Origin of the sequence: Psychrobacillus sp. NPDC093180 (assembly GCF_044754065.1) — a bacterium.
Lineage (GTDB): Bacteria > Bacillota > Bacilli > Bacillales_A > Planococcaceae > Psychrobacillus.
Map to the genome: position 1 here is coordinate 41,767 of NZ_JBIVOJ010000012.1, position 24,071 is coordinate 65,837.

The following is a 24,071-nucleotide window of genomic DNA, read 5'->3' on the forward strand; positions in this document are numbered from 1 at the left end:
CTACAACTATCCTACGAGATAGCCACACTTCTAGTACGTACAACCAGTCCTCCAATGTAATATATAACGCCGCTAACGAATAGTGCATTCAAAGATGGAATGCCCCACGTTACAAAATAGCCCACTAAAAATCCGCCTGCCCAAGCAATGATCGTAATAGGACTTAATCTACCGGCAACACTTGGTAACTCGCCACGTTCTCTGGATTCATCTAATACTTGACGACTCGTTTTAAGAATGAAGTAGTCTATAATTATAATTCCCGCAACCGGAGGAACTAACACACCAAGTACTACTAGGAAATCGATAAAATAATTTAAAATCCCGATTGCAGATAACACTGTACCGATTATTCCAATGACAAGAGTAACTTTCGCACGACCTAACCGTACATTAAAGACAGAATCAAAAATGGATGTAACACTTAGAGATGCAGCGTATAAATTGACATTATTAATTTTAATAGTAGAAAAAACAACGACTAATGCGGCAATAATCCCTGATGCTTGAACCATAATACTGACAACGTCATTTGTTCTTGCAGCTAATGCTAGTAAAACTGCTATCATATTGATACCTAGTTCTCCTATAATTAAGCCAATTGTAGTCATCCAGAACACATCTTTTCCACTTCTAGCAAAACGACTAATATCAGGCGTAATGATTGCCCCTACGATAAAACCGCCCGCAATCATTGTAGAAGCTACCCCAATTGATAGCGGCTCACCCGCTGGAGCTGCTGAAAAGAGCTCGGATAAAGAAGTCTCATGAAAGACAGAAAATACCCCTGCCGATACGGCAAGTAAAAAAGCAGGCACTGCAATTGCAGCTGTAATGCTAAGCAATTTAAACCCAAAAATAACTAAGAAAGTTACACTTAAACCAGTAAGGAACATAGCGGGTATTAACGGTAATTTGCCGTTAGATGCTTCTACTAACCCACTGGCAAAAATCGTATTTTGGACACCGAACCAACCGATACAGGAAATTGCTATTATAATACTAAAAATCGTACCTCCATGTTTTCCGAAGCCCGCCCAACGCGTCAATAAACTCGTTGATAGCCCTTCCCTAACACCGATGTAGCCCAAAAGGAATCCAACAACTTGAAGTATGATGCTACCAAAAAAAGTGGCAATGAGCGCATCCGTAAATGTCATGCCATATCCCATCGTAGCCCCTAAAATAAATTGTGAGATTGTGGCAAATGCCCCAACTCGAATGATCGTAATGCTCCATAAAGATTTTCGTGCGGATTGTGGCACACGTGATAATGAGTAATCATCACCGATAGCATTTTTTGCTGCGCTCATATTAGTCCCCCTTTAAATTAAATACGTACTTTTGATGGTGGTGTCATATAGGTTAAACGGCTTTGTTTGACTTTCATATTTACAAGTGATTCCGCCATTTGAAGTGAAGCAAAAGCAGGATCGATAACAGGTACATCATACCCGGAAGCACTTAGACGTTCTTGCAATTCGCTTGCAACACCTAGGAAACCTGTGCATCCTAATACTAAAGCGTGCGCCTGATCTTCTTCGATTGCTTTGATCATTTCGGAATAGAGAGCATCCACCAAACGTTCTTTGTCTTGCACCTCTAGCACTGGAATTGAAACATATCGAACGGATGCAAGTTTGCTATCTAAACCAGCTAACTTGCTAACATTACGAATCATTGAAATAACATTAGGCAATACAGTAACGACCGAAAAAGAACTGGCTAATGAACTGGCATAAAGCATAGAGGATTCACCTGGACCAATCACAGGAATATCAAGTACCTCCCGAGCCGCTTTAACGCCAGGATCAGCGAAACAATCACTAATAATGGCATCATACCCCTCTTTTTCTGCTTCAATTGCTTTCTCTAAAAAGTTTGGCAAACAAAGCGCTTCATCGTATTCGCTTTCGATTGATGCGGGACCGGTGGATAAGTTCGTCATGCTTATTTCAGTTCCAGCTGATGCGTAAAAAGAAAATTCTTGCAAAACTTCCTCGTTAAAAATATCCGAAGTGATTGGTAAGATTACTTTAACTTTCATCATCTATGCCCCCTATTAATTTAGATTAAATCCCCAGCAACTTTCACCCGTACTTTTGTAGCATTCCCCGCCATGTAGGCAAGTGGAACTTCTTGGATATCAACCACATTTAATTTTTCTTTGTCAGCCCCAGCTTTTACCGCTTCGTCATATGCAAGCGATTTAGCTAAATCTAACGTCTGTTCCCTCCCTAAATCATCCATTTTGAAGATTTTTTCGATTTCTGCACTCACTTGAGAAATTGCAGATCCAATTGCATTTGCAACGCCGAAATTAGCAGGTTTAATGACTTCACTTGCCCCTTTTAAAGCAGATGGGAATAATATACTGCCACCGCCTACTAAAACAACGGGTATGTCATCTGCACTAGTTTTCATTTTATCGATAGACTCTTCTACCATAAACGTCATTTCTGCATATATTTTTTCTAATAAACTTTGATCTAAATGTGCTACTAACTCAGGATTTCCGATCTTAGCTTTTCCTAAAGCGATAATAACATCTGTTGTTGTTAACGTATTGCCGCCGAAAGCTAAGCCTTCTTTATATAAACGATGACCGACACTTTTGGGACCAATTGTAAATTCGCCGTTATCCTGCAATTTTATAATTGTACCGCCTCCTAATCCCATCGATAAAATATCCGGCATCCGGAAATTGGTGCGAACGCCGCCGACGTCTACAGCAAGAGAAGATTGGCGAGGAAATCCGTTAGCTAGTACACCGATATCCGTCGTTGTTCCACCGACATCGATCACGAGAGCATCTGCTTTTTTCGACAAGTATGAGGCGCCTCGAATGCTATTTGTCGGACCGCAAGCAATTGTTAAAATCGGGTATTTCACGGTGTATTCAACCGACATTAATGTGCCATCATTTTGTCCAAAAAATACAGTTGCTTGAATTCCTTCGTTTTCAAGTGCATCAACAAAGCTTTGGGCAGTGATTTTCGCAACATCCACAATCGCTGCGTTTAAAATCGTAGCATTCTCACGCTCGATTAACCCTACGTTTCCAATTTCTGACGAAAGCGAAATTGCTATATCTGAACCGAGTTCTTCTTGAATAATTTCACTGACACGTTCTTCATGTGCTTTTGAAATCGGTGAGAATACAGAAACAACTGCAATCGAATCTACTTTCCCATTTAATTCCCTACAAATGGATCTTATTTTATCTTCATTTAGTGGGGTAATTTCCCTACCATCGAATTCGTGACCACCTTCAACGATATAAAGATGCTTACCGATAATATTTTTTAAATCCTCAGGTACACCAACCAGTGGTTTAATGGCTAATGTAGCAGGCGCACCTATGCGAATCGAAGCGACTTTGTTTAATCTTTTTCGTTCAACGATCGCGTTTGTACAATGAGTCGTACCTAGCATCGCATACTTAATTTGACTTTTATCAACGTTAGAATTTGAAACTACTTTTTTTAATGCATTGAATATACCAGTTGATGTATCTGCAGTTGTAGGCTCTTTTGCCTCTGCGATCACATTATTTGAAGCATCCAAAATGACAGCATCCGTATGAGTACCGCCAACGTCGATTCCTATCCGATAAATTTCCATAATTACGATAACTCCTTCTTCGCTTGTAATTTTTCAACTTCCACATAAGGCACTTCATATCCAAAATAGGTTGGTCCGACTGTTGCCAACCCTTTTTCTGTACGCCATTTTTCATTTGCAGGTATACCAATAACTGTGCAGCGCGCTCCATAGCGAATGCCTTCCGTAGTAATCGGAATACCAGTATCTGTGTCTAGCACAGCAATTAAGTCTGGTGTAACACATAGCGTTTCCTCGCCCTTAGTTGCTAAAAGGTGTTCATTTTGGAAGTGAAGCATACACTCTTGATCGGTATAAGCATCTAAGCCCTGTACTTTCGCTTGCCCTTTTGCAAAACCATCAACAGTTACACGATTAATATCGCTAATCTTCCCTTTAAACAGTTCAAAACCATTTAATAATTGCAATACAGCATCTATTGGATTCGCTTCATGCTCTTTGGCTTTGCGTATTGCAGCGCCAATTTGTTCTTCCAGTGTCAAACTTTCTAATATGGCACTTTCTTTTACTTCTTCTTTTGTCATCGGATAAATTGCTAGCATGACAGAGCCGCCCATATCTACTGTGGCACTGCGTGCAATCCGTTCCGCCCAATTATTATTAATGGTATTCATAACCAGATTGTTTCCTTTTTCGTCCGCTAAAACCATCGGAGATGCGGATATGCCATTTAAATAAAATGTCACCATCTGTAATTCAGGAAAAGCTCGTCCCATTCCATCCGCATCAATTACCGGTAAGCCAAGTTTTGCTGCCAATGCAAGCGGTAATAATGAATTCACACCACCAGCTTCAATGGGCATCGTTGCATAAATTTCCTGCCCAATATAGTTTTCCAATGCTTTAAAAGCAGCCTCCGCTTCATCACCATTTGGTATTTTTTCTACCATTACTGTAGGTGCGCCCATCATAGCAGAAGGGACGATTAATGCACCATCCGGCACTTCATCAATCGAAATGAGGCGAATAGGTCCATATTCTTCGATTGCTTGTAAAGCCATTAGTTTGCCGATGTACGGATCTCCTCCCCCTCCAGTACCAAGGAGCGCAGCACCAATAGCAATATTTTCAATCTCTTCTTTTCCTAATAATCTCATAATGACTCGTTCTCTCCTTTTTATAATTGATTGATAAGCGCCAGTAATAATTTTTCAGCAGCTTGAACTTGTTTTTCAAACACCTCGTCAGAATAGACGATTGTTGACCAAAAAAGCCCATTTGCAATCAGTTCAATTTGATGTGCACATTGCTTGATTTCTACGTGCGTTGCATTCGGAAATTCGTTTGATAGTTCGTTAAAATAATTTTGTAACAACCAACTTTCAAATTCATTCAAGTATTTTGAAAATTCATTTTTGAAGTCTGCAAAATCGGAAGTTAATTGTACAAAGGCTTTTGTATTTACTACATCTTTTCGATGAAAATAAGCGACGCTTCTTAATAACTGTTGTAAACCACTGCGGACAGGTAATCCCTTTGTTTTCTCGAAAATTCGATGCAATTCCTTTTGATGATTTGCCAATATCTGTTGAAATACTTCTTCTAATAACGCTTCTTTATTTGGATAAAAAAAATAAATAGAGGATGCTTTAATTCCAACGGCATCGGCTATCTTTTTCATCGTGGTCCCTTTATATCCTTCTTCTGCATAAATGGTCAAAGCAGCTTCAATTAGTTTCTTTTTTGTCAATTTGTAATCTCACCACCTACCTAATGTTCGTTAGGTAATATAATAAAACATTTTGTTTCATCTTTCAATATGTTTTGAAAATTTTAATTAGTATGTTTGTTATACAATTGAGAACGCCGTTGTTGAATCAATTACATCAACTTTTTTATCTTTCTGCATTCTCAAGTAGTACAAGGTAATAGATTCTGCACTACAGTTAAAACAGCAAAAAACTGCCTTAACGATTACTGCCATGAAAATTAAAAGGCTATGGCCTCCCATATATTTCTTTATAATGGAATCATCTTTATAGGGAACCAGTTTTTAAACAAACTAGTAACTCCCCTACAATCTCCTCAATAAATGATAAAAGGTAATAAAAAAGCGCAGAAAATGACCAAGTCACTTCCTACACTTCTTTTATTTCTAAATTTACCGTAATGACTGCACTGCTCCTAAAATAGCATATTTCACATGTTCGTACGTCAAACCACCTTGGATAAAAGCCGTATACGGTGGACGGATTGGTCCATCTGCCGTTAACTCCATACTAGATCCTTGAATGAATGTACCCGCCGCCATAATTACATCATCCTCGTAACCTGGCATATAGGCAGGTTCTGGCGCAAATTGTGCATTAACCGGCGAATGCATTTGAATTGCTTTGCAAAACTGAATCATTTGCTCGGCCGTTTGGAACGATACCGATTGTATGAGGTCTGTTCTTTTTTGCGAATAATGGGGTTCTGTCGTCATACCCACTTCTTCTAATACTGCAGACGTAAAAATGGCTCCCTTTACCGCTTGCGAAACAATATGCGGAGCTAGGAAAAATCCTTGGTACATATCCATCAAGGTATTTAGAGAAGCTCCAGCCTCTGCTCCAATTCCCGGTGAAGTCATACGATACGCACACTTCGTTACAAGCTCAGCTTTTCCTGCAATGTAGCCACCCGTTTTCGCAATACCACCACCAGGATTTTTGATCAAAGAACCCGCCATTAGATCTACCCCAACATTGGTCGGTTCCAATTCTTCCACAAACTCACCGTAGCAATTGTCCACGAAAATAATGGCATCTTCTTTTATCGCTCTTATCTTTTGAACCATTTCTTTTATTTGCTCCACCGTAAATGAAGGTCGCACTGCATACCCTTTTGAACGTTGGATCGCAATTACTTTTGTATTTGCTTTGACCGTTTTTTCAACCATTTCCCAATCGATCGCACCTGATTCCAGCAAGTCAACATGCTGATACGAAATACCAAAATCGGCAAGTGAACCAGTATCTTCTTCTCCTCCACTCACAATCGATTGAAGTGTATCATAGGGCTTTCCAGTTATGTACAACAACTCATCATTCGGTCTAAGCACGCCAAACAAACTAATCGAAATGGCATGCGTACCCGAAATAATTTGCGGACGTACAAGTGCAGCTTCTGCACCAAGCGTGGTCGCATACACTTTTTCTAACGTATCACGTCCCTCGTCGTCATAGCCGTAGCCAGTAGATGGGTTAAAGTGGTGATCACTTACTTGATGCGTTTTAAATGCATGGATTACTTTTTGTTGATTGAAGAATGCAATATTTTCTACTTCTTTATGGTAGCTCGCAATTTTTGCTTCCGCTCTTTTTGCAATATCTAAAACTTCTGGTGATAATGTTGTCGTAAAATTCATCTGTTTCGCTCCTTGATTTAAATGACAAATAGAAAAGACTAATCTCAACTAAATGAAATTAGCCTTCGCTGAAGTAAAGTTAGTTAAAACTGTAGCTCGCCTTCCCAATCTAGCATGCCACCTGCAACGTTTGTTACTGTAAAACCGTTTTCCTCGAGAATCTCGCAAGCCATTGCACTGCGGCCACCAGCTTTGCAGACGATATAATGAGGTACGGATTTGTCCAGTTGATCCATTCTCGTTTCGATTTGACCTAGCGCGATATGTTTTGCACCTGGAATGATACCAGTTGCTACTTCTTCGCTTTCACGTACATCAATGACGCTTACTGTTTCGCCAGCGTCTATTTTTTCTAAAAGTTGTTCCGTTGTAATTACATTCATTTTTTTAATCTGCCCTTCTGATGTCTATTCCTTTAAAATCATAATAGTAACCAGCTTGTCTGTCAATTTACCCGGCTTATTCTTCCGTAAGCGGTACAGGCTTAGAAGGAGCAAATGTCGAAATAGCATGCTTGTATATTAATTGTTGCTTTCCATCTGACTCAAAAAGAACGGTAAAATTATCATAAGACTTCACTAACCCTTTTAGTTGGAAGCCGTTTAATAAAAATACAGTAACAAAAATATTGTTTTTTCTTAATTGATTCAAATAATTGTCTTGAATATTCATAGGTTTCATTCCAATTCCCCCATTGTGCATTTTACATAATTAAGTACTCTCCACATCTACTATTCGCCTTATTTCTTAATTATCCTGCAAGAAATCGGTAATTTCTTTTATAATCTTTTTACCATCCACAAATGGATCATACCAATGGATGTCCATTTTGTTACGGAAATAAGTTAACTGGCGTTTTGCGTACCTTCTAGAGTTTTGCTTTAAATTATCCAATGCCTCTTTTAGTGTGAGGAATCCATCCAAGTAAGCATAAATTTCTTTATAACCGATCGCTTGAATCGATTGAACTCCACGGATCCCTTGCTCATGGAGTTTTTTTACTTCTTCTAATAAACCTTTTTCCACCATCAACTCTACCCGTTTATTTATCCGGTCGTACAGAACTTCACGATCGGTAGTCAGACCGATTATATAATGGGGATATACTTTTTCCTGCCCATGGTCTTGTTCTATTTCTTTTTTCTGCTTTCCGCTAAGCTCTACTCGTTCGATCGCGCGAATCACTCGTTGTATATTATTCGGATGAATTTCACTAGCTGCCTCTGGGTCTAACTTACGTAATCGATTAAATAGTTCATCTGGTGGGAGCTTTTCTAATTCTTTTTGTAAGCTTACGACTATTTTAGGCTGCTCTGTAAAACGAAAATCATATAAGACTGATTGGATATAGAGCCCAGTTCCCCCAACGATTATCGGCAGTTTCCCTCGGCTAGCAATTTCTTCTATTTTCTCTCGCACGATTTTTTGATATTCCGCTACCGAGAAACTTTCTGTTGGATCCTTTATGTCCAATAAATGATGGGGAACTCCTTCCATCTCCTCTTCCGTAATCTTAGCTGTTCCAATAGAGAGCTCGCGGTAGATTTGCATAGAATCACCGTTAATGATTTCTCCATTAAACGTTTTTGCAAGCTCAATACTTAGAGCAGTTTTCCCTACCGCTGTAGGTCCTACAATTGCTAGTACTACAGGTTTCTCAGACATCTTTTAACATCCAGTTTTGGATAAATTGATACGTGTCATTTTTATTTACTTCGTTTAAAATTTCATGTCGTGCATTTTCTATTAATTGAACTGTTACATTTTCCATTCCTACATTCGTCATACCTTTCGCTACTTTAAAAATATCTTTACCAGATTTACCGACCGGGTCTTCTAGACCGCTAATTAATAGTATAGGTAAATCTTTTCTTATGTTCTTGAGTTCACTTTTATGATGAACGATTTTTAATCCATGAAATAGATCGATATAAAATTGATTTGAAGGGATAAAACCGCAATTTGGATCATCGATATACTTTTTCACTTCATTTGCATCCGAACTCAACCAATCGAAATCTGTTTGAGCATCTTGAAATTGTTTATTGAACCCACCAAAGGAAAGCTTGTTAAGCAAAGGGCTTTCTGCTTGTGGTGTTTTCTTTTTGGACGCAAGCTTTCCGATGACAGTCCCAATATCTCCCATGATTCCAGGATCAAATGCCGTGCCACTGAGGATAACCTTAGCTAGAGATTCACTATACTTTTGCATATATCTTCTCGCAACAAAGGACCCCATACTATGACCAAATAAAACAAGCGGCACGTCTCCGATATCTTCTCGCACATGCACTAAAACTTCTCGTACGTCTTCTACGATTCGTTCAAAACCATCTTGATCTGCTAAAAAGCCTAGTTGCCCATTTTTTTCAGCTGTTTTTCCATGCCCACGATGATCGTGTCCACTAACGATAAAGCCTTTTCCCACTAAAAATTGTGCAAATTCCCCATAGCGTTCTATATGCTCTGCCATCCCGTGCAAAAGATGCACATGCAGGACCGGAGTCTCTTCCGGCATATATTTGACAATATGAACCAAGTGACCATCAGACATCTGACCTTCTAGAATCGTTTTCAGAGAGCAGCCCTGCTTTCATTTATAGTAGCTTCCATTAATAATGCGTCCAATTGTTTTTGATAAAAAGTCTTTTCTTGCTCACTATACTGTAACAATTGCGCCATCACGTTCAATATACCCTCTTTATACATTTTATATTGATCGATTTTAAAATAAAGCATTCCCGTTCTTCTTACTAAAAAGTCAGCAGGAGTATAGGCCATCTCTTCATGAACCGCATAATAGACTTGCGCAAGAAGACTTAATGGCAGCTCCGTTGGAATGGTCGACAGTATATGCGCATAGTGGAATACCCGGTCTACATTCGTTCCATAAAATTTCGCTAAGCTTTTTCCTTCAGCTATCGATAAACCATACGAAGGAGCTAATTGCGCTTTCGTTGCAATAAAAGCTTCCAACTGGTCCGCTCCTCCGAGGTCCCCACCCGATAGAGGAACATGCTTAGTGACACAGGGACCATATTGTTCATCGCCCAACTCTTTGGAAATAGCATTAACGATGGTTTCCGCCATTTTACGATAACCCGTCAATTTGCCACCAGCTATTGTAAATAATCCGGCCTCAGACCGCCAAATTTCATCTTTCCTAGAAATTTCAGAAGGATTTTTCCCATCCTCATAAATGAGCGGACGAACACCAGCCCAAGTAGATTCCACTTGTCTTTTCAAAACATTTACAAGCGGAAACATATGATGAACAGCATTTACTAAATAGTCCACATCTTCATCCGTTGCAGTAGGATGTTCGATATTCCCTTCAAAAAAAGTATCCGTTGTACCGACATATGTTTTCCCGTCACGCGGAATCGCAAAAATCATGCGTTTATCTGGAGCATCAAAATAAACTGCCTGCCTTAAAGGAAAAACAGATTGATCCAAGACGATATGGACACCTTTTGTTAGCTTTAACTTTTTCTTATTATCAATCGCATCAAGTGATCGAACTGCGTCGACCCAAGGACCTGTTGCATTCACCACTTTTTTCGCGTGAATATGAATGCGCTTGTTTTTTAGTACATCTACAATTTCTGCCCCATTGATTTTGTTTTGATCATCATATAAGAAAGATTTTGCTTTCGCGTAATTAAGGCAAACGGCCCCTTTTTCAATTGCTTTTTTCAGCACTTCAATCGTTAGTCTCGCATCGTCTGTTCGATATTCTACATAGTAGCCGCCACCTAGTAAATCTTTACTTTTAATAAGCGGTTCTTTTTCCAGCGTTTGCTCCGGAGTCAGCATATGACGTCGCTCTTCTTTTTTGACACCAGCTAGAAAATCATACACTTTTAATCCTGCAGATGTGCTAAGTGGTCCAAATGTTCCTTTTTTATGAAACGGTAACAACATCCATTCTGGTTCGGTCACATGCACAGCATTTTCATACACGATTTCTCGTTCTTTCCCAACCTCTGCTACTACTTTCACATCAAACTGCTTTAAATAGCGAAGTCCACCATGTACAAGCTTCGTCGATCTACTCGAAGTTCCCGCAGCAAAATCCTGCATTTCGACTAATGCAACGGACATACCACGAGTCACCGCATCTAATGCGATGCCCGCTCCCGTAATACCTCCTCCGATGACTAATACATCGAATTCATAAAAATTTAATGTGTGCAAAATTTGTTCTCGTTCCACAGAAGATTTCACTTAATCCACCTCTTCATCTGAAAGTTTGAATACTCTTGTTGCTTCCACTGCTTTTTTCCAACCTTTGTATAACCGATTGCGCATTTGTTCATCCATTTTTGGTTCGTACAATTTCTGGCTTTCACGCATATCGGAAAGTGCCTGCTCATCTTTCCAAAACCCAGTAGCTAACCCTGCTAAAAAGGCTGCGCCAAGTGCAGTTGTTTCATTTAACTTTGCTAGTTCTACTGGTAAGTCAAGAAGATCACTTTGAAATTGCATGAGGAATTCATTGCCCACGGCTCCTCCATCCACCCGAAGCACTTCTACATCCACGCCGGAATCTTGTTCCATCGTATGGAGTACATCCTTCGATTGATATGCTAAAGATTCCAGTGTCGCGCGAATGAAATGCTCTTTTGTCGTCCCCCGAGAAAGTCCAAAAATCGCTCCTCTTGCATCCGAGTCCCAATAAGGCGTACCAAGCCCAACAAAAGCTGGAACAATATACACACCATCTGTCGATTCTACTCTTTTTGCATAGTCTTCGGAGTCCGCTGCTTTTTTCACCATACGAAGCCCGTCTCTAAGCCATTGAATGGCAGAACCAGCAACAAATACACTACCTTCTAAAGCATAAGTCACTTTGCCATTTAGACCCCATGCAATCGTTGTGAGTAGCCCAGATGGAGACTTAACTGCTTCTTCCCCTGTATTGAGCAGCATAAAGCAACCAGTACCATACGTGTTTTTGGCCATTCCCTTGTCAAAACAGCATTGGCCAAATAAGGCAGCTTGCTGATCCCCCGCTGCTCCTGCGATATCTATCGCTTTTCCGAAAAATACGGAAGGATCCGTTTGCGTATAAACTTCAGAAGAAGAAGCAACGTTTGGAAGCATACTCATCGGGATATTTAATTTATCGCAAATTTCTTGATCCCACTGCTGTTCATAAATGTTATAGAGCATAGTCCTCGACGCATTCGAATAATCCGTCACATGCGTACTTCCGTTTGAAAGTTTCCAAATTAACCACGTATCAATCGTCCCAAAAAGCAGTTCTCCTGCCTCTGCTTGCTCTCTTGCTCCGTCCACATGATCTAAAATCCATTTTACTTTTGTAGCAGAAAAGTAAGGGTCTAGCATCAGCCCTGTTTTATCCTTGAAAAAGGTATCGAGCTTTTCTTTTTTTAACTCATCGATGATACTTTGCGTTTGTCTTGATTGCCAAACGATCGCATGATAGATCGGCCTTCCCGTTTTTTTGTTCCAAACGACCGTTGTTTCCCGCTGGTTTGTAATACCAATTGCATGCACGTTTTCTGGTTGGTTCCCACTTTCGGTCAAAACCCCTGCAATGACCGACAAAACAGATCCCCAAATTTCCTGTGCATCATGTTCCACCCATCCCGGTTTCGGAAAATATTGTGTAAATTCCTTTTGGGCGGTGTGCACAATATTACCTTGCTGATCAAACAATATGGCGCGCGAGCTTGTAGTACCTTGATCAATCGACAAAATAAATTTTTCCATCTGATTCCCTCCTACATGACTCGTTTAAACATCTTCTCCACTTCATACGTTGAAAAATGTACAATAACAGGCCGGCCGTGCGGACATGTGAGTGGGTGCTGTGCAGCTTTCAAGCTTTGTAACAGCTGTTCCATATCATGCATCGTTAAATAATGATTTGCTTTGATCGATAATTTACAGCTCATCATAATAGCGGCTTCCTCGCGAAGCTTTTTAATGTCTGTTTTTCGGTTCGTTAATACCTGTTCGATTAAGTTTTCGATAATCTTCGTTTCATGTCCTGCCGGAAACCATGTTGGATGCTCTCTGACGACAAAGCTGGAGGAACCAAACTCCTCTAAAAATATCCCCACATCTTGAAGTGCCTGGATGGATTCTTTAATTCGGTAGGCCTCGTCTAATGAATAATGGAATGTAAGAGGTAGCAATAAAGCTTGTCGTTCTCCAGCGTTTACTTCTCCCACTTTTTCTTTATAAAATTCATATTTTATCCGTTCCTGCGCTGCGTGCTGATCGATTAAATAAAAGCCATCATCGCTTTGCGCAACAATATATGTTCCATGAATTTGTCCTACAACATGTAAATCAGGAAAAGGCTGTTTTTCTGCCACAACTTCTTCTATATAAGCCTCTTCTACGTAAGGTTCAACCACTGGTGACTGCTCTTCAGGTAATGGAGTTTGCGCTTCATGAATAATCATTGGTTGCTCCGCCGGCTCTTCTGTTACCTGAGCAACCGGTTCTTCAGGAGGTCTATATGGTTTAAAGAAATCGAATTGCACGCTCTGCTGCTTTTTCACTTCTGGCTTTTCTATAATTTTCGGTGGCTGTTGCACCCGGTGAATGACTGAACGAATCGTTTGACGAACAAGCTCCATTAACTCTTTTTCTTTACTAAGCCTTATTTGGTGCTTCGCCGGATGGACGTTCACATCTGTAAGCATAGGATCCGTTTCAATATTCAATACAACAATCGGATATCTGCCAATCGGAAGTAGTGTATGGTATGCATCTACAATCGCATTATTCAACCCGTAATGCTTAACCCAGCGACCATTCACTAAAATCGTTATATAGTTTTTAGAAGCTCGTGTAATTTCAGGCATCGTCGCAAATCCTGAAATTTGAAAATCGGATGATTCCTTTTCAAATGGAACCATTTTCTTTACATTCGTCACTCCATATATAGAAGCGAGTACTTGTCTTAAATCTCCTCTTCCACTTGTTTGGATAATCGTTTGGGCATTATGGATAAGCTTAAAAGCTATGTGCGGATAACTAAGTGCTAATCGGTTGATCAAATCGATCGAATGACCAAGTTCCGTTTGAATCGTTTTCAAATATTTCAACCGTGCTGGTGTATTAAAAAATAATTGCGTAACTGCAATATCTGTTCCACGGCGAATAGGGGCTGGTGTACAAGAAATGATTCGCCCACCTTCTAGTTCCACTTTCGTTCCAACATTTTCTCCGTCCGATGTCCATAAACTTATTTTGGACACAGATGCAATACTGGCAAGTGCTTCCCCGCGAAAACCTAATGATCTAATGCGAAACAAATCATGCTCCGTCGTAATTTTAGACGTCGCATGTCTGGAAAAGGATTGAACAGCATCCACTTCATCCATTCCTTTTCCGTTATCCGTTACTTGAATTTTCGCAAGCCCTGCTTCTTCTAATATGATTTCAATCGATGTGCTTTCTGCGTCGATTGCATTTTCCACTAATTCTTTTACAACAGAAGCGGGACGTTCTACTACTTCCCCTGCTGCTATTTTATTGGAAAGTAGCTCTTCCATTACGATGATTTGTCCCATTTTCTTCACCTACTTTTTTAGTCTAACTCACTTTGCAGCTCGTATAGTATTTGCAATGCAGCAAGTGGCGTTGTTCCGGAAATATTGATCTTTTTCAGCTTCTTCATTACTTTTTCTGATGAACTATTTACTACTTGCGTTTTCGTTTGCTTTACCGGTTGTTCATCAAAGAACGATAATTGTTGTTCTTGAACTGCAGGAGCAGCGGTTGATTCTTTTTTCTCTTGCTGCTCGAAGGTATCCAATATTTCTCTCGCACGCTCAATAATTTCTTCCGGTAATTGTGCCAGTTCTGCTACATGGATTCCATAGCTTTTATCAGCTGGGCCATTTTTTAATTTGTGCAGAAACACGACTTTCCCATCTTTTTCGGTTGCTGCTACATGCACATTACGCAGTTTTGCTAACGTTTTTTCTAAATCGGTTAACTCATGATAATGGGTGGAAAATAACGTATTCGCCCCAATATGATCATGAATATATTCCATCATTGCCTGCGCTAGACTCATCCCGTCATAAGTCGATGTTCCGCGCCCAATTTCATCAAAAAGAAGTAAACTCCTACTAGTTGCATTCATAATCGCATGCTGAGATTCCATCATCTCAATCATAAATGTACTCTGTCCACCAGCTAAATCATCTGCCGCTCCGATTCGCGTGAAGATTTTATCAACGATCGGTAATTCTGCTGATTCCGCCGGCACGTAGCAGCCAATTTGAGCCATAATAACGGTAATGGCAATTTGTCGCATAAACGTACTTTTACCCGACATATTAGGCCCTGTAATTAGCAGCATATTTTCCTCTTCCGTTAAGAGACAATCATTTGGCACATATAATTGATTGTTCATCATTTTCTCCACGACCGGATGTCTTCCCTCTTTAATAATCATCGCATTCGTATCGTGAAATGTCGGTTTCGTCAAACGATATTTTTCAGCTACTTGTGCAAAAGAAATATACACGTCTAACTCACTAATTTGTTTGGCTAGCTTCTGTACTCGAGGAATATATGCTTTAATCTCTTCTCTTAATTGGGTAAATAAATCATATTCTAGTACCAAACTTTCTTCTTCTGCCGAAAGAATGAGTGATTCTTTTTCTTTTAACTCATCTGTAATATAGCGTTCCGCATTTGCCAGTGTTTGTTTGCGTACATATCGTGCTTCATCCGCAAACTGAATATTCGATTTCGTCAGCTCAATATAATAGCCGAATATGCGGTTATAGCCTATTTTCAAGTTTTTTGCACCAGTTAGTTCTCGCTCTTTTTGTTCTAATTCTGCAATCCATCTTTTCCCATTCACAGAAGCATCTCTAAGCTGATCTAATCGTTCGTTATAGCCATCTTTTAGGACGCCGCCGTCTTTTACGGAAATCGGCGGATTTTCATGGATCGCCTCTTCTAATTTACTCCAAATATCCTGACAATCCTCTATCGCCTGTCCAAGATCGTTTAATGCTTTTTTGTCTGCTTGCACTAATTGCTCTTTAATAGAAGGAATTTTAGATAAAGACTGTCTAAGCTGTGCAAGGTCTCTCCCTCCTGCACTTCCAAACCCGATTCTTCCCACTAATCGTTCTAAATCATATACTTCTTTAAACGCTTCTTTTATTTCTTCTCGTAACATAAAGTCTTCTAGAAAGCTTGTGACAATCGCCAAACGGTTTTCAATTGCATATTTATCCGCAAGTGGCTGGTGAATCCATTGCTTTAGCTTTCGTCCCCCCATTGCCGTAACGGTTTCGTCCAGCAACCATAGCAAAGTCCCTTTTTGATCTGCATTTCGAATAGAAGATATAAGCTCTAAATTTCGTTTGGAATGATAGTCAATTGCTAAAAAGGAATCTCTACGCAAAAAGGTAAAGGGTTGAATATGTAAAAGGGAACGCATTTGCGTTTTTTGAATGTACTGTAGTAATCGTTTGACTGTGCGATGTGTTTCCGGTGGATGATTAGGTACATATTTTTCAATCGATTGTTCATTCGATTCGTCTTTTTCAATAGATAAAGTAAAGTCGTGAATCGCAGATAAATCATTGATGAGTACGTACATCTGTTCACTCACGATCAATTCTTTTGCTTGAATAGCTAGAATTTCTTGTACGACTTCTTTTTCATCCCCATGAAGGATTGTTGTAAATCCGTCCCCTGTTGAAACATCTAAATACGAAAAAGACACTTCATTTGGAGAAACTACATCTGCTGAAGCGATAAAATAGTTCGTCTTGTGCTGCATGCCTTTCCCTTCAATAATCGTACCAGGCGTGATTAATTGAACTACTTCTCTTTTTACTACGCCCTTTGCCTGTTTTGGATCTTCGACTTGCTCACAAATAGCTACCTTATGCCCTTTGCTAATAAGGGTTTCAATATAGCCCTGTGCAGAATGATGAGGCACGCCACACATTGGGATGCCATCTTTTCGGCTAGTCAGGGTAATTTCCAAAATAGCCGCTGCTTTAATCGCATCATCATTAAACAGTTCGTAAAAGTCTCCTAATCGAAAAAATAAAAAAGCATCTATATATTCATCTTTTATTTTTATATATTGTTGCATCATTGGTGTAACTGTTGTCATCAATTGCCCTTCTCTCTACAAAAAACTTTCTATTTTATTATAACAAATCAAAGGACTGAGCGCTTCTCCTAATGAATATTGGCCAAATCTCCAGTTGGGGACGACGATTGCTCGGTTAACGACAATCATTGCTCGCCAGCAGCGGCTTTGCTCGGTTAACGACCATTTATGCGCGATTAGAGCTGACGATTGCTCGATTAAAGACAGTCATTGCTCGCCAACAGCGGCTTTGCTCGGGTAGCGATGATTTATGCGCGATTAGAGCCGACGATTGCACGGTTACATCTCAAGAAAGCTATATTTTAGGTAAGTGCGTTTCCAGTAAATGGCGATGAGCAACAGAATGTTCCGTGAAAGCAACGAATTCTGCCATGAGATCAACCAAATTGCTATGAAAGCAACCATTTCTCTCCCTTGAGCGACTAAATTACAAGCCAAAGCAACCATCTCCAAAAATAGTAGTCACCTGGTTATTTTCTCAAATAAAAAAAAGCCGGAATTTCTTACCGGCTTGTTAAAGTGATGAAGAATCTTCGGATTCACTAGGCAAGTTAGCAGGTACCGCTGCAACAGAAGAGCTTTCTTCACCGAATACCCATTCTTCTTCTACCTCATCTTCTTGCACTTGGATGTAGATAGTCGTTTCTCCCACTACTTCTGCAAGTAGCTCGCGTTCTACTGTCACTTGGAATTTCGTACCTTTTTCAATAATGATCGCTTCTGTACAATTTGGTTGTTGAAGAACACGAAGATGCACTTCTTCTCCAGTCGAATCTCTGTCACGGAAATGTAATTTAATGCGGTCTTTATATTGAATTGTTTCTGTAAAAACAGACGTTTTTGAATGATCATGATGTGCATACCATACGTTTATGTCAAATTTCCCCGTTACTTCTACGTATCTACCGTACTTTTTGGATTGGCAAGAATGATTGATTACCCAGCATCCTAATATGCTAGATGGAGTATTTGGCGGACAAAGGATTTCACGAGATTCCGTTCTTTTTTTCCCTTTAGCTACTACCGCTTTCGTTACAATTTGTCGCATGTGTTTCATGTTTTTCCTCCTTGTATTCAAGTCATAACATCATATGCGCATTATGCCCAATCGGTTCATTCGCTTTTGATAATTCATTGACCTTTTAATAGAATCAGCATACAATTATAGGATAATAAAGGAAGAGTGAGGTTATACAATGGCGTTTTTTGAAGTAATTCATGTAGCCGATCAACAAGAGGCTGCTACAATCGTGCAAGAAAAGCTTGAAAAAGATTTAAAAGCGAACACTTTGCACGTATTAGGCTTAGCAACTGGGAGCACAATGATTCCTATTTATAAGAGACTAACAGAATCATCTTTGGACTTTTCCGAAGTTATTGCGTTTAATTTAGATGAATATATAGGTTTAGAGCCAACAAATATCAATAGCTATGCTTATTTTATGCAAGAGCATTTATTTGGGCACAAACCATTTAAAGAAACGAATATTCCAAACGGAAAAGCGCTTGATTTAGAGGCAGAATGCGCCCGTTATGAAAACCAATTAAATGAGCACCCATTAGATATTCAGTTTTTAGGTGTCGGAGAAAATGGACATATTGCATTTAATGAACCAGGTACTTCTTTTGATTCGATAACGCATGTTGCGAATTTGACAGATTCAACGCTTGGCGTTAACAGTCAATACTTTGGGGATGAAGAGGAAATTCCAAACACTGCTTTTACGATGGGGATTGCTTCTATTATGAAGGCGAAAAAAATCATTTTATTGGCATTTGGAGAAAAGAAACGCCCTGCGATCGAAGCCTTACTCGGGGATACCATTACGGAAGAATGGCCAATCACGATTTTGAAAAAACATCCGCATGTGACGATTATTACGGATATTAAATAAACGAAAGGACTTCCTATGTCAGCAGGAAGTCCTTTATTTGTGTCTACTACTCTAGAAATTCAGTTTTCAATACATACACTACATCATAATCGGCAATCTCACCTAAGTGATTATCGAAATCCGTATAAAACGCTGGAGAAAGCGAGCTCATGCTATGTCCATTCGAGCTACTAATAGATGCTAAAACTATAATCCCGTCAATCGGTATTTCTTCTGATGGGTTGCTGCCCCATGTGCTTTGGCTAGTCATTTTCTCTAGCAGGGTTATGCTATTACTTCCACTAGCACTCTTTGACTGAACACCTATATTGAATTTCACCTTTTCTTCTCCCACATTTTGCGCAGCAGTAAAAATAAGTTTCCCTTTTTCTTCGATATCCATCGTTAACCGATTGATCTTTTCTCCTACTAATTTTCCTAATGCATACTGATCCACCCATACGGATATTTGTTTGTATTTTTTATCTGCCTGAAAATCGAATACAAATGACTGTTCACTGGTTGAGGAAGGCAAAAATTTTTCTCTATCTGTTAGCTGAACCTCAGTTAAAGCATTGTTTAAGGTTGTTTTATTGGTACAGGCTCCTAGAAATAGTAAAAGCAAAACAACAAAACCTAACAACACTTTCTTCATATAGTCTCCCCTAACTTCGAAAAATTTCCAACATAGACCAAGTCTTCTTCCAATCCTTTTTCTGCACGCGTCCTTTATATACAGCATTTAACTCCTCAGTAGTCAAAAAAAGCGGCGTAGGTTTTACTTGTAGATGAACAACGTCCGTTATCCCGTGCGGAGCGGTTAAGATCACTTTATCTTGATCGTCTAATTTCAGCCCTAAAGCCGTTGCCGTCTCCGGAAAATTGGCTATACCTTCTGTCGCAGTTGTATAAGGTGGAAATCCATTTATCACATGCATCCTTGCTTGATTTTTTACAGACCAAGGGATATTTGGCACCAGATTCCTTAAATGTTCTTCTAGCTTTTTTTCTTCATCCTCGTTACTATTGGTTGGATCAAAATAGATAACATCTATATCTGTTAGTGGAGTCCGTTCTTCAAAACCATGCAGTATATCCCATATTTTAGATCTTACAAAGCCAGCACAAATCCACCAATCCGGTAGGTTTAATACTTTCGTAGCTCTTAATAAGGACATCATCCACTCGTCTTCTTCAATTATTCTAATCAACTCTTCTTCATTCGGAATATTCAACTGCTAGACCCTACTTTCATCCTTCTTGGGAATACTTTTTTCCAACCTATTAAAATACCAATAGCTAACAGTACTATATAGATAAGTAAACCAAACGGAATTTTCGTAAAAATTAGATGAACAAGCACAAACACCCCAACGACTAATACGCCAGCCAATACTTTAAATGTGCTCATTTCCTGCATAAATTCATGGGATTGAGAAAACGGATAATCTTCTGCATCAAATAATCGATAGGAAATAAGGGTCACCGCAATCGCTGTAAGTAGTACTACGATTAAATCATCTATAATACGAATAGAGAAAATCCATATAAACAAGACACTTAGCAATAAATAGACTGGTATAAAATACTGGATCAGACAAGCTTTCAACGTTCCACTATAAATGGAAAACTTACTGTGGATAGGCGCAACCCCATAAATCCACTGTGCTTTATATTTCTCAGAAAATTTGAGCATAGGAACGATGGTTGGAAGCATCGATAATGCAAAATAAATGACCAAAAACATATTTCCATTACTCATTTCCTCAAAGGAACTACTGCGAAAATTATTATAAATAAATACAAACGGAATAATGAGCGCAAAACCAATCTGTGGATAGACTTTCAGCTTAAGCTCACGTTCTTGCTTCATCATTAAAGAAGCAAACAAGTAAAACGTACGCTCCTCTTTGGACCTACATAATACCCTTGCCCAAAACCGATGGACCCCAAGCCATTTCTTCCTATTTCTTTTAGAATCACTTAATAATTTGGCTAAATTTCGTTCAAAAGCGGGCATTAGGCGAATATATAACAGGATGGATACAAATGGTCCTAATATAGCCAACCCTGAAAAAATAATGATAGGACTCGAAAAATTGCTATTTAAAATTAATTCAAATGTCGCACTATACCATAATGGCGGTAAGAAAAAATGCCACCAGGCAAAAGTGTAGGTAATATCAAAATTGACGATTTCAAACACTCGAGCAACCAGCTGATAGCTAACCATGATTGCTACAGACAAAATAATTTGGACATAATTAATCATGTCCTTTAGCTTTTCTCCACTAAAAAAACGTAAGATGAATAAATAAACAAATGCAGTCAACACAACTACTAAACAACTAATCAGTATAATATCCAAGAGAAATAGAATGGCAAATACAATTCCATGCTTAAAAATACTCACGATGAGTGGAATCACGACAAACGAACCCGTTAACATAAACATGTAGATGAGTATATGTACCACTTTTGCAGCATTCAATGTCCGAGGGCTGATCGGTTTCGAGTGAAGAATGCTCTTATCTCGAATATCAAGCAGGACAGCAGAAAAGTCAGACACCATGGACGTCATCACAATAAACATCAAAACACTAAACAAAATACTCATAAAGAAAATAAATTGATCACTGAAAAATAAAAACGGAGTCAATAATAATAAGCCATAAAAACCGTACATCCACAAAGATTTTTTGAACTGATTTCCTTCCTTTTTCACCCGAGAACCATTAAAAACAGTAGGCATACGTCTGCCATCCATCGTTAGCTTTAACTGCAAAATTTTACGCATTACTGCATAGTCTATATGTAATTTTTGAAATAGCCATTTAAAGCGATCCAAAACACGAAGCGAGGTAAAATCATCCATGACCATTTCCTCCACTTACAATTTCCACAAAATTTTCTGCAATCTCTTTATGCTCTGAGAATCCTGTGATTTGGTTGAAAATAGCTTCTAATGTTCCTTCTTTGCTTTGTGCTTGTAATTCCTCAAATGTACCATCTGCCACTACTCTTCCTTCTACAAGCAAAATAATTCGGTTACTTATTTTCTCGACGACGTCCATAATATGAGAGGAATAAAAAATCGTCTTTCCACGCGCTGCTAGCTGATCGAGAATTTCTTTAATAATCATGACACTATTTGCATCCAAGCCGCTCAGCGGTTCATCAAAAAATAATAGATCTGGATCATGCAATAAGCTAGAAATGATCAGAACTTTTTGCCTCATTCCTTTCGAAAAAGAAGACAGTCGCTGATGGAATACCTGCTCTAAACCAAATTCTTTCATCAATTGATAGGCTTTACTTTCCGCTTCTTTTGTAGTTAAACCATATAGCTCCCCCGTAAAGGTTAAATACTCGCTTGCTGAAAGATTATCATAAAGCTCCGCAGTTTCTGGAACATAGCCGATTTTCCGTTTATATGCAACGTCTCCTTTCCCAATATCTTCCCCGAAGATTTCAATTTTCCCCTGGTAACCCTCTATTAATCCAAGCATAATTTTAACGGTGGTGCTTTTTCCCGCACCATTTGGTCCAATATATCCGATGATTTGACCCTGATACACTTCTAGATTGATTCCGTTTAATACTTGTTTAGCACCAAAACGCATGGTTACATTACTTAAGGATAAAACCTTTTCTTTATTCATCTAAAAACTCCCATCATTTCATTCGTTATATACTTACCATTTTTCCTATATACTGTTAATTATACTACTAAAATATTAGATAAAGGAAAAGAATATTCAAACTACTAAAATTATATTCTCCCGGTTATTGAATCTTGCTTTCTGAAAGTGATAGGCTAAAGAAAAATACGAAAGAAGGAGCTAATACATTTGCAAACGAGGAATGAAAAGAATAAAACGGCCATTCTATTGCTTATATTAGGTATTATTTTCATCGCAACAACACTTCGGTCTCCGCTTACTTCCGTAGGACCTATTATTGCTTATATTAAAGACGGGCTAGCTATTTCCAATGTATTAGCAGGTTTTATCACAACAATCCCACTGATTGCGTTTGCGATTATTTCACCGGTTGCCCCTAAGATAGCTAGACGTTTCGGGATTGAGTTAACTTTATTCTTCTCCATCCTTTTATTAGCTTTCGGAATTATCGTCCGGTCTTTAGGAAACACGCCTTTACTGCTAATCGGTACAGCTTTAATAGGCACTTCCATTGCATTTGGCAATGTATTATTACCGAGTCTGATCAAGCTAAAGTTTCCATTACAAGTGGGTTTAATGACAGCGACTTTTACATTATCGATGAACTTCTCTGCGAGCATTGGAGCAGGTATTAGTTACCCAATAGCTGAGAATACAACACTTGGTTGGCAAGGGGCTCTTGGCTGTTGGGCAATATTATCCGTTATCGCTGCGCTCATTTGGTTGCCACAAATAAAAAATTCCAAAAGAATAGCGGAGAAAACGGAGTCCCTTGCCTCTTCTAGGTCAAAATCTATTTTATACAATCCAATAACATGGACGGTTACGCTTTGTATGGGACTGCAATCGCTTATTTTTTATACGACTGCAGCGTGGCTTCCTGAAATCCTTCAATCCCAAGGAATAAGTGCGGATAAGGCCGGTTGGATGTTATCGCTCATGCAATTTGCACAATTACCGCTAACGTTTATCACACCAATTCTTGCGGGACGTATGAAGGATCAACGATTATTAGTGGCATTATTTACAGTGCTCTATTTGATCGGTTTTGGAGGGCTTCTATATGGAAATGCTTCTTTTACCGTCTTATGGATGATATTCCTTGGTTTAGCTGGAGGCTCCTCCTTTAGTTTGGCGATGATGTTGTTCTCCCTTCGCACACATACCCCGATGGAAGCAGCAGAACTATCAGGAACAGCGCAATCGTTCGGCTATCTGCTCGCAGCAATTGGTCCCGTACTATTCGGTTATTTACACGATGTGACGGCAAGTTGGTCTGTGCCTATTATTTTGTTTATGGTGGCTACGATATTGTTATTTGTTTCTGGGATGCATGCTGGAAAAGAAGGATTTGTTTCAAGAGTTGAATAAAAAAGAGGAATCAGCTTTTGCGTTAGCTGATT

Annotated in this window: 21 protein-coding genes; 2 read left to right on the forward strand and 19 right to left on the reverse strand. The window is 39.2% G+C overall.

Going from position 1 to position 24,071, the window contains the following annotated elements; all coding sequences use genetic code 11:
- Window positions 1-11: 11 nt before the first annotated feature.
- The 15 genes from ACIP9W_RS17360 to cotE all read right to left on the reverse strand — a co-directional run bounded on the left by ACIP9W_RS17360 (window position 12) and on the right by cotE (window position 18,168).
- Entirely contained in the window at window positions 12-1,313 is a 1,302-nt protein-coding gene (locus ACIP9W_RS17360; protein ID WP_400791873.1) for a purine-cytosine permease family protein, read from the reverse strand.
- Window positions 1,314-1,330: 17 nt separating this feature from the next.
- Complete coding sequence (locus ACIP9W_RS17365) at window positions 1,331-2,050, reverse strand: aspartate/glutamate racemase family protein (protein ID WP_400791875.1); 720 nt, start codon at window positions 2,048-2,050, stop codon at window positions 1,331-1,333.
- 17 nt (window positions 2,051-2,067) lie between these two features.
- Window positions 2,068-3,624, reverse strand: a complete 1,557-nt coding sequence (locus ACIP9W_RS17370) for a hydantoinase/oxoprolinase N-terminal domain-containing protein (protein ID WP_400791877.1) — start codon at window positions 3,622-3,624, stop codon at window positions 2,068-2,070.
- A gap of 2 nt (window positions 3,625-3,626) precedes the next feature.
- A complete protein-coding gene (locus ACIP9W_RS17375; RefSeq protein ID WP_400791879.1) occupies window positions 3,627-4,721 on the reverse strand; it encodes an S-methyl thiohydantoin desulfurase family protein in 1,095 nt (364 codons plus the stop codon).
- Between the two features lie 20 nt (window positions 4,722-4,741).
- Window positions 4,742-5,314, reverse strand: coding sequence for a TetR/AcrR family transcriptional regulator (locus ACIP9W_RS17380; protein ID WP_400791882.1), 573 nt, complete (start codon window positions 5,312-5,314; stop codon window positions 4,742-4,744).
- Between the two features lie 411 nt (window positions 5,315-5,725).
- Window positions 5,726-6,973, reverse strand: coding sequence for a methionine gamma-lyase family protein (locus ACIP9W_RS17385; RefSeq protein ID WP_400791884.1), 1,248 nt, complete (start codon window positions 6,971-6,973; stop codon window positions 5,726-5,728).
- An 83-nt stretch (window positions 6,974-7,056) separates the two neighbouring features.
- Entirely contained in the window at window positions 7,057-7,356 is a 300-nt protein-coding gene (locus ACIP9W_RS17390; protein WP_400791886.1) for a rhodanese-like domain-containing protein, read from the reverse strand.
- 76 nt (window positions 7,357-7,432) lie between these two features.
- Complete coding sequence (gene hfq / locus ACIP9W_RS17395) at window positions 7,433-7,654, reverse strand: RNA chaperone Hfq (RefSeq protein WP_142537315.1); 222 nt, start codon at window positions 7,652-7,654, stop codon at window positions 7,433-7,435.
- A 66-nt stretch (window positions 7,655-7,720) separates the two neighbouring features.
- On the reverse strand, window positions 7,721-8,638 hold the full coding sequence (miaA, locus tag ACIP9W_RS17400) for a tRNA (adenosine(37)-N6)-dimethylallyltransferase MiaA (RefSeq protein WP_400791889.1): 918 nt from the start codon (window positions 8,636-8,638) through the stop codon (window positions 7,721-7,723).
- On the reverse strand, window positions 8,631-9,527 hold the full coding sequence (locus tag ACIP9W_RS17405) for an alpha/beta fold hydrolase (RefSeq protein ID WP_400791891.1): 897 nt from the start codon (window positions 9,525-9,527) through the stop codon (window positions 8,631-8,633). Before ACIP9W_RS17405 ends, miaA begins: the two co-directional genes overlap by 8 nt.
- A gap of 20 nt (window positions 9,528-9,547) precedes the next feature.
- Window positions 9,548-11,200 (reverse strand): glycerol-3-phosphate dehydrogenase/oxidase, encoded by a 1,653-nt coding sequence (locus ACIP9W_RS17410; protein WP_400791893.1) that lies wholly within the window; start codon window positions 11,198-11,200, stop codon window positions 9,548-9,550.
- Window positions 11,201-12,712 carry a glycerol kinase GlpK gene (gene glpK / locus ACIP9W_RS17415; protein ID WP_400791895.1) on the reverse strand — a complete coding sequence of 504 codons (1,512 nt, stop codon included), beginning with the start codon at window positions 12,710-12,712 and terminating at the stop codon, window positions 11,201-11,203.
- Window positions 12,713-12,723: 11 nt separating this feature from the next.
- Complete coding sequence (gene mutL / locus ACIP9W_RS17420; RefSeq protein WP_400791898.1) at window positions 12,724-14,529, reverse strand: DNA mismatch repair endonuclease MutL; 1,806 nt, start codon at window positions 14,527-14,529, stop codon at window positions 12,724-12,726.
- A gap of 17 nt (window positions 14,530-14,546) precedes the next feature.
- On the reverse strand, window positions 14,547-17,111 hold the full coding sequence (mutS, locus tag ACIP9W_RS17425) for a DNA mismatch repair protein MutS (RefSeq protein ID WP_400791901.1): 2,565 nt from the start codon (window positions 17,109-17,111) through the stop codon (window positions 14,547-14,549).
- A gap of 514 nt (window positions 17,112-17,625) precedes the next feature.
- Complete coding sequence (cotE, locus tag ACIP9W_RS17430) at window positions 17,626-18,168, reverse strand: outer spore coat protein CotE (protein ID WP_400791904.1); 543 nt, start codon at window positions 18,166-18,168, stop codon at window positions 17,626-17,628.
- 139 nt (window positions 18,169-18,307) lie between these two features.
- Here cotE and ACIP9W_RS17435 point away from each other — a divergent pair, with 139 nt between their 5' ends.
- Window positions 18,308-19,006 (forward strand): glucosamine-6-phosphate deaminase, encoded by a 699-nt coding sequence (locus ACIP9W_RS17435; RefSeq protein ID WP_400791906.1) that lies wholly within the window; start codon window positions 18,308-18,310, stop codon window positions 19,004-19,006.
- 46 nt (window positions 19,007-19,052) lie between these two features.
- On the opposite strand, the gene ACIP9W_RS17440 is transcribed toward ACIP9W_RS17435, so the two are convergent.
- Genes ACIP9W_RS17440 through ACIP9W_RS17455 form a run of 4 tightly spaced genes read right to left on the reverse strand, consistent with a single transcriptional unit; the run spans window position 19,053 to window position 22,647 of the window.
- Window positions 19,053-19,640, reverse strand: a complete 588-nt coding sequence (locus ACIP9W_RS17440) for a hypothetical protein (protein ID WP_400791908.1) — start codon at window positions 19,638-19,640, stop codon at window positions 19,053-19,055.
- A 10-nt stretch (window positions 19,641-19,650) separates the two neighbouring features.
- On the reverse strand, window positions 19,651-20,220 hold the full coding sequence (locus ACIP9W_RS17445) for a nucleotidyltransferase family protein (RefSeq protein ID WP_400791910.1): 570 nt from the start codon (window positions 20,218-20,220) through the stop codon (window positions 19,651-19,653).
- Entirely contained in the window at window positions 20,217-21,860 is a 1,644-nt protein-coding gene (locus ACIP9W_RS17450; protein WP_400791913.1) for a hypothetical protein, read from the reverse strand. Before ACIP9W_RS17450 ends, ACIP9W_RS17445 begins: the two co-directional genes overlap by 4 nt.
- Window positions 21,853-22,647, reverse strand: a complete 795-nt coding sequence (locus tag ACIP9W_RS17455; protein ID WP_400791916.1) for an ABC transporter ATP-binding protein — start codon at window positions 22,645-22,647, stop codon at window positions 21,853-21,855. Before ACIP9W_RS17455 ends, ACIP9W_RS17450 begins: the two co-directional genes overlap by 8 nt.
- A 189-nt stretch (window positions 22,648-22,836) precedes the next feature.
- Here ACIP9W_RS17455 and ACIP9W_RS17460 point away from each other — a divergent pair, with 189 nt between their 5' ends.
- Complete coding sequence (locus tag ACIP9W_RS17460; RefSeq protein WP_400791918.1) at window positions 22,837-24,039, forward strand: CynX/NimT family MFS transporter; 1,203 nt, start codon at window positions 22,837-22,839, stop codon at window positions 24,037-24,039.
- Window positions 24,040-24,071: the final 32 nt, after the last annotated feature.

Coding starts and splice junctions, on each gene's coding strand:
- ACIP9W_RS17360 (WP_400791873.1), bottom strand. CDS start 1,313: ATGAGCGCAGCAAAAAATGCTATCGGTGATGATTACTCATTATCACGT.
- ACIP9W_RS17365 (WP_400791875.1), bottom strand. CDS start 2,050: ATGATGAAAGTTAAAGTAATCTTACCAATCACTTCGGATATTTTTAAC.
- ACIP9W_RS17370 (WP_400791877.1), bottom strand. CDS start 3,624: ATGGAAATTTATCGGATAGGAATCGACGTTGGCGGTACTCATACGGAT.
- ACIP9W_RS17375 (WP_400791879.1), bottom strand. CDS start 4,721: ATGAGATTATTAGGAAAAGAAGAGATTGAAAATATTGCTATTGGTGCT.
- ACIP9W_RS17385 (WP_400791884.1), bottom strand. CDS start 6,973: ATGAATTTTACGACAACATTATCACCAGAAGTTTTAGATATTGCAAAA.
- ACIP9W_RS17390 (WP_400791886.1), bottom strand. CDS start 7,356: ATGAATGTAATTACAACGGAACAACTTTTAGAAAAAATAGACGCTGGC.
- hfq (WP_142537315.1), bottom strand. CDS start 7,654: ATGAAACCTATGAATATTCAAGACAATTATTTGAATCAATTAAGAAAA.
- miaA (WP_400791889.1), bottom strand. CDS start 8,638: ATGTCTGAGAAACCTGTAGTACTAGCAATTGTAGGACCTACAGCGGTA.
- ACIP9W_RS17405 (WP_400791891.1), bottom strand. CDS start 9,527: ATGTCTGATGGTCACTTGGTTCATATTGTCAAATATATGCCGGAAGAG.
- glpK (WP_400791895.1), bottom strand. CDS start 12,712: ATGGAAAAATTTATTTTGTCGATTGATCAAGGTACTACAAGCTCGCGC.
- mutL (WP_400791898.1), bottom strand. CDS start 14,529: ATGGGACAAATCATCGTAATGGAAGAGCTACTTTCCAATAAAATAGCA.
- mutS (WP_400791901.1), bottom strand. CDS start 17,111: ATGACAACAGTTACACCAATGATGCAACAATATATAAAAATAAAAGAT.
- cotE (WP_400791904.1), bottom strand. CDS start 18,168: ATGAAACACATGCGACAAATTGTAACGAAAGCGGTAGTAGCTAAAGGG.
- ACIP9W_RS17435 (WP_400791906.1), top strand. CDS start 18,308: ATGGCGTTTTTTGAAGTAATTCATGTAGCCGATCAACAAGAGGCTGCT.
- ACIP9W_RS17440 (WP_400791908.1), bottom strand. CDS start 19,640: ATGAAGAAAGTGTTGTTAGGTTTTGTTGTTTTGCTTTTACTATTTCTA.
- ACIP9W_RS17450 (WP_400791913.1), bottom strand. CDS start 21,860: ATGGATGATTTTACCTCGCTTCGTGTTTTGGATCGCTTTAAATGGCTA.
- ACIP9W_RS17455 (WP_400791916.1), bottom strand. CDS start 22,647: ATGAATAAAGAAAAGGTTTTATCCTTAAGTAATGTAACCATGCGTTTT.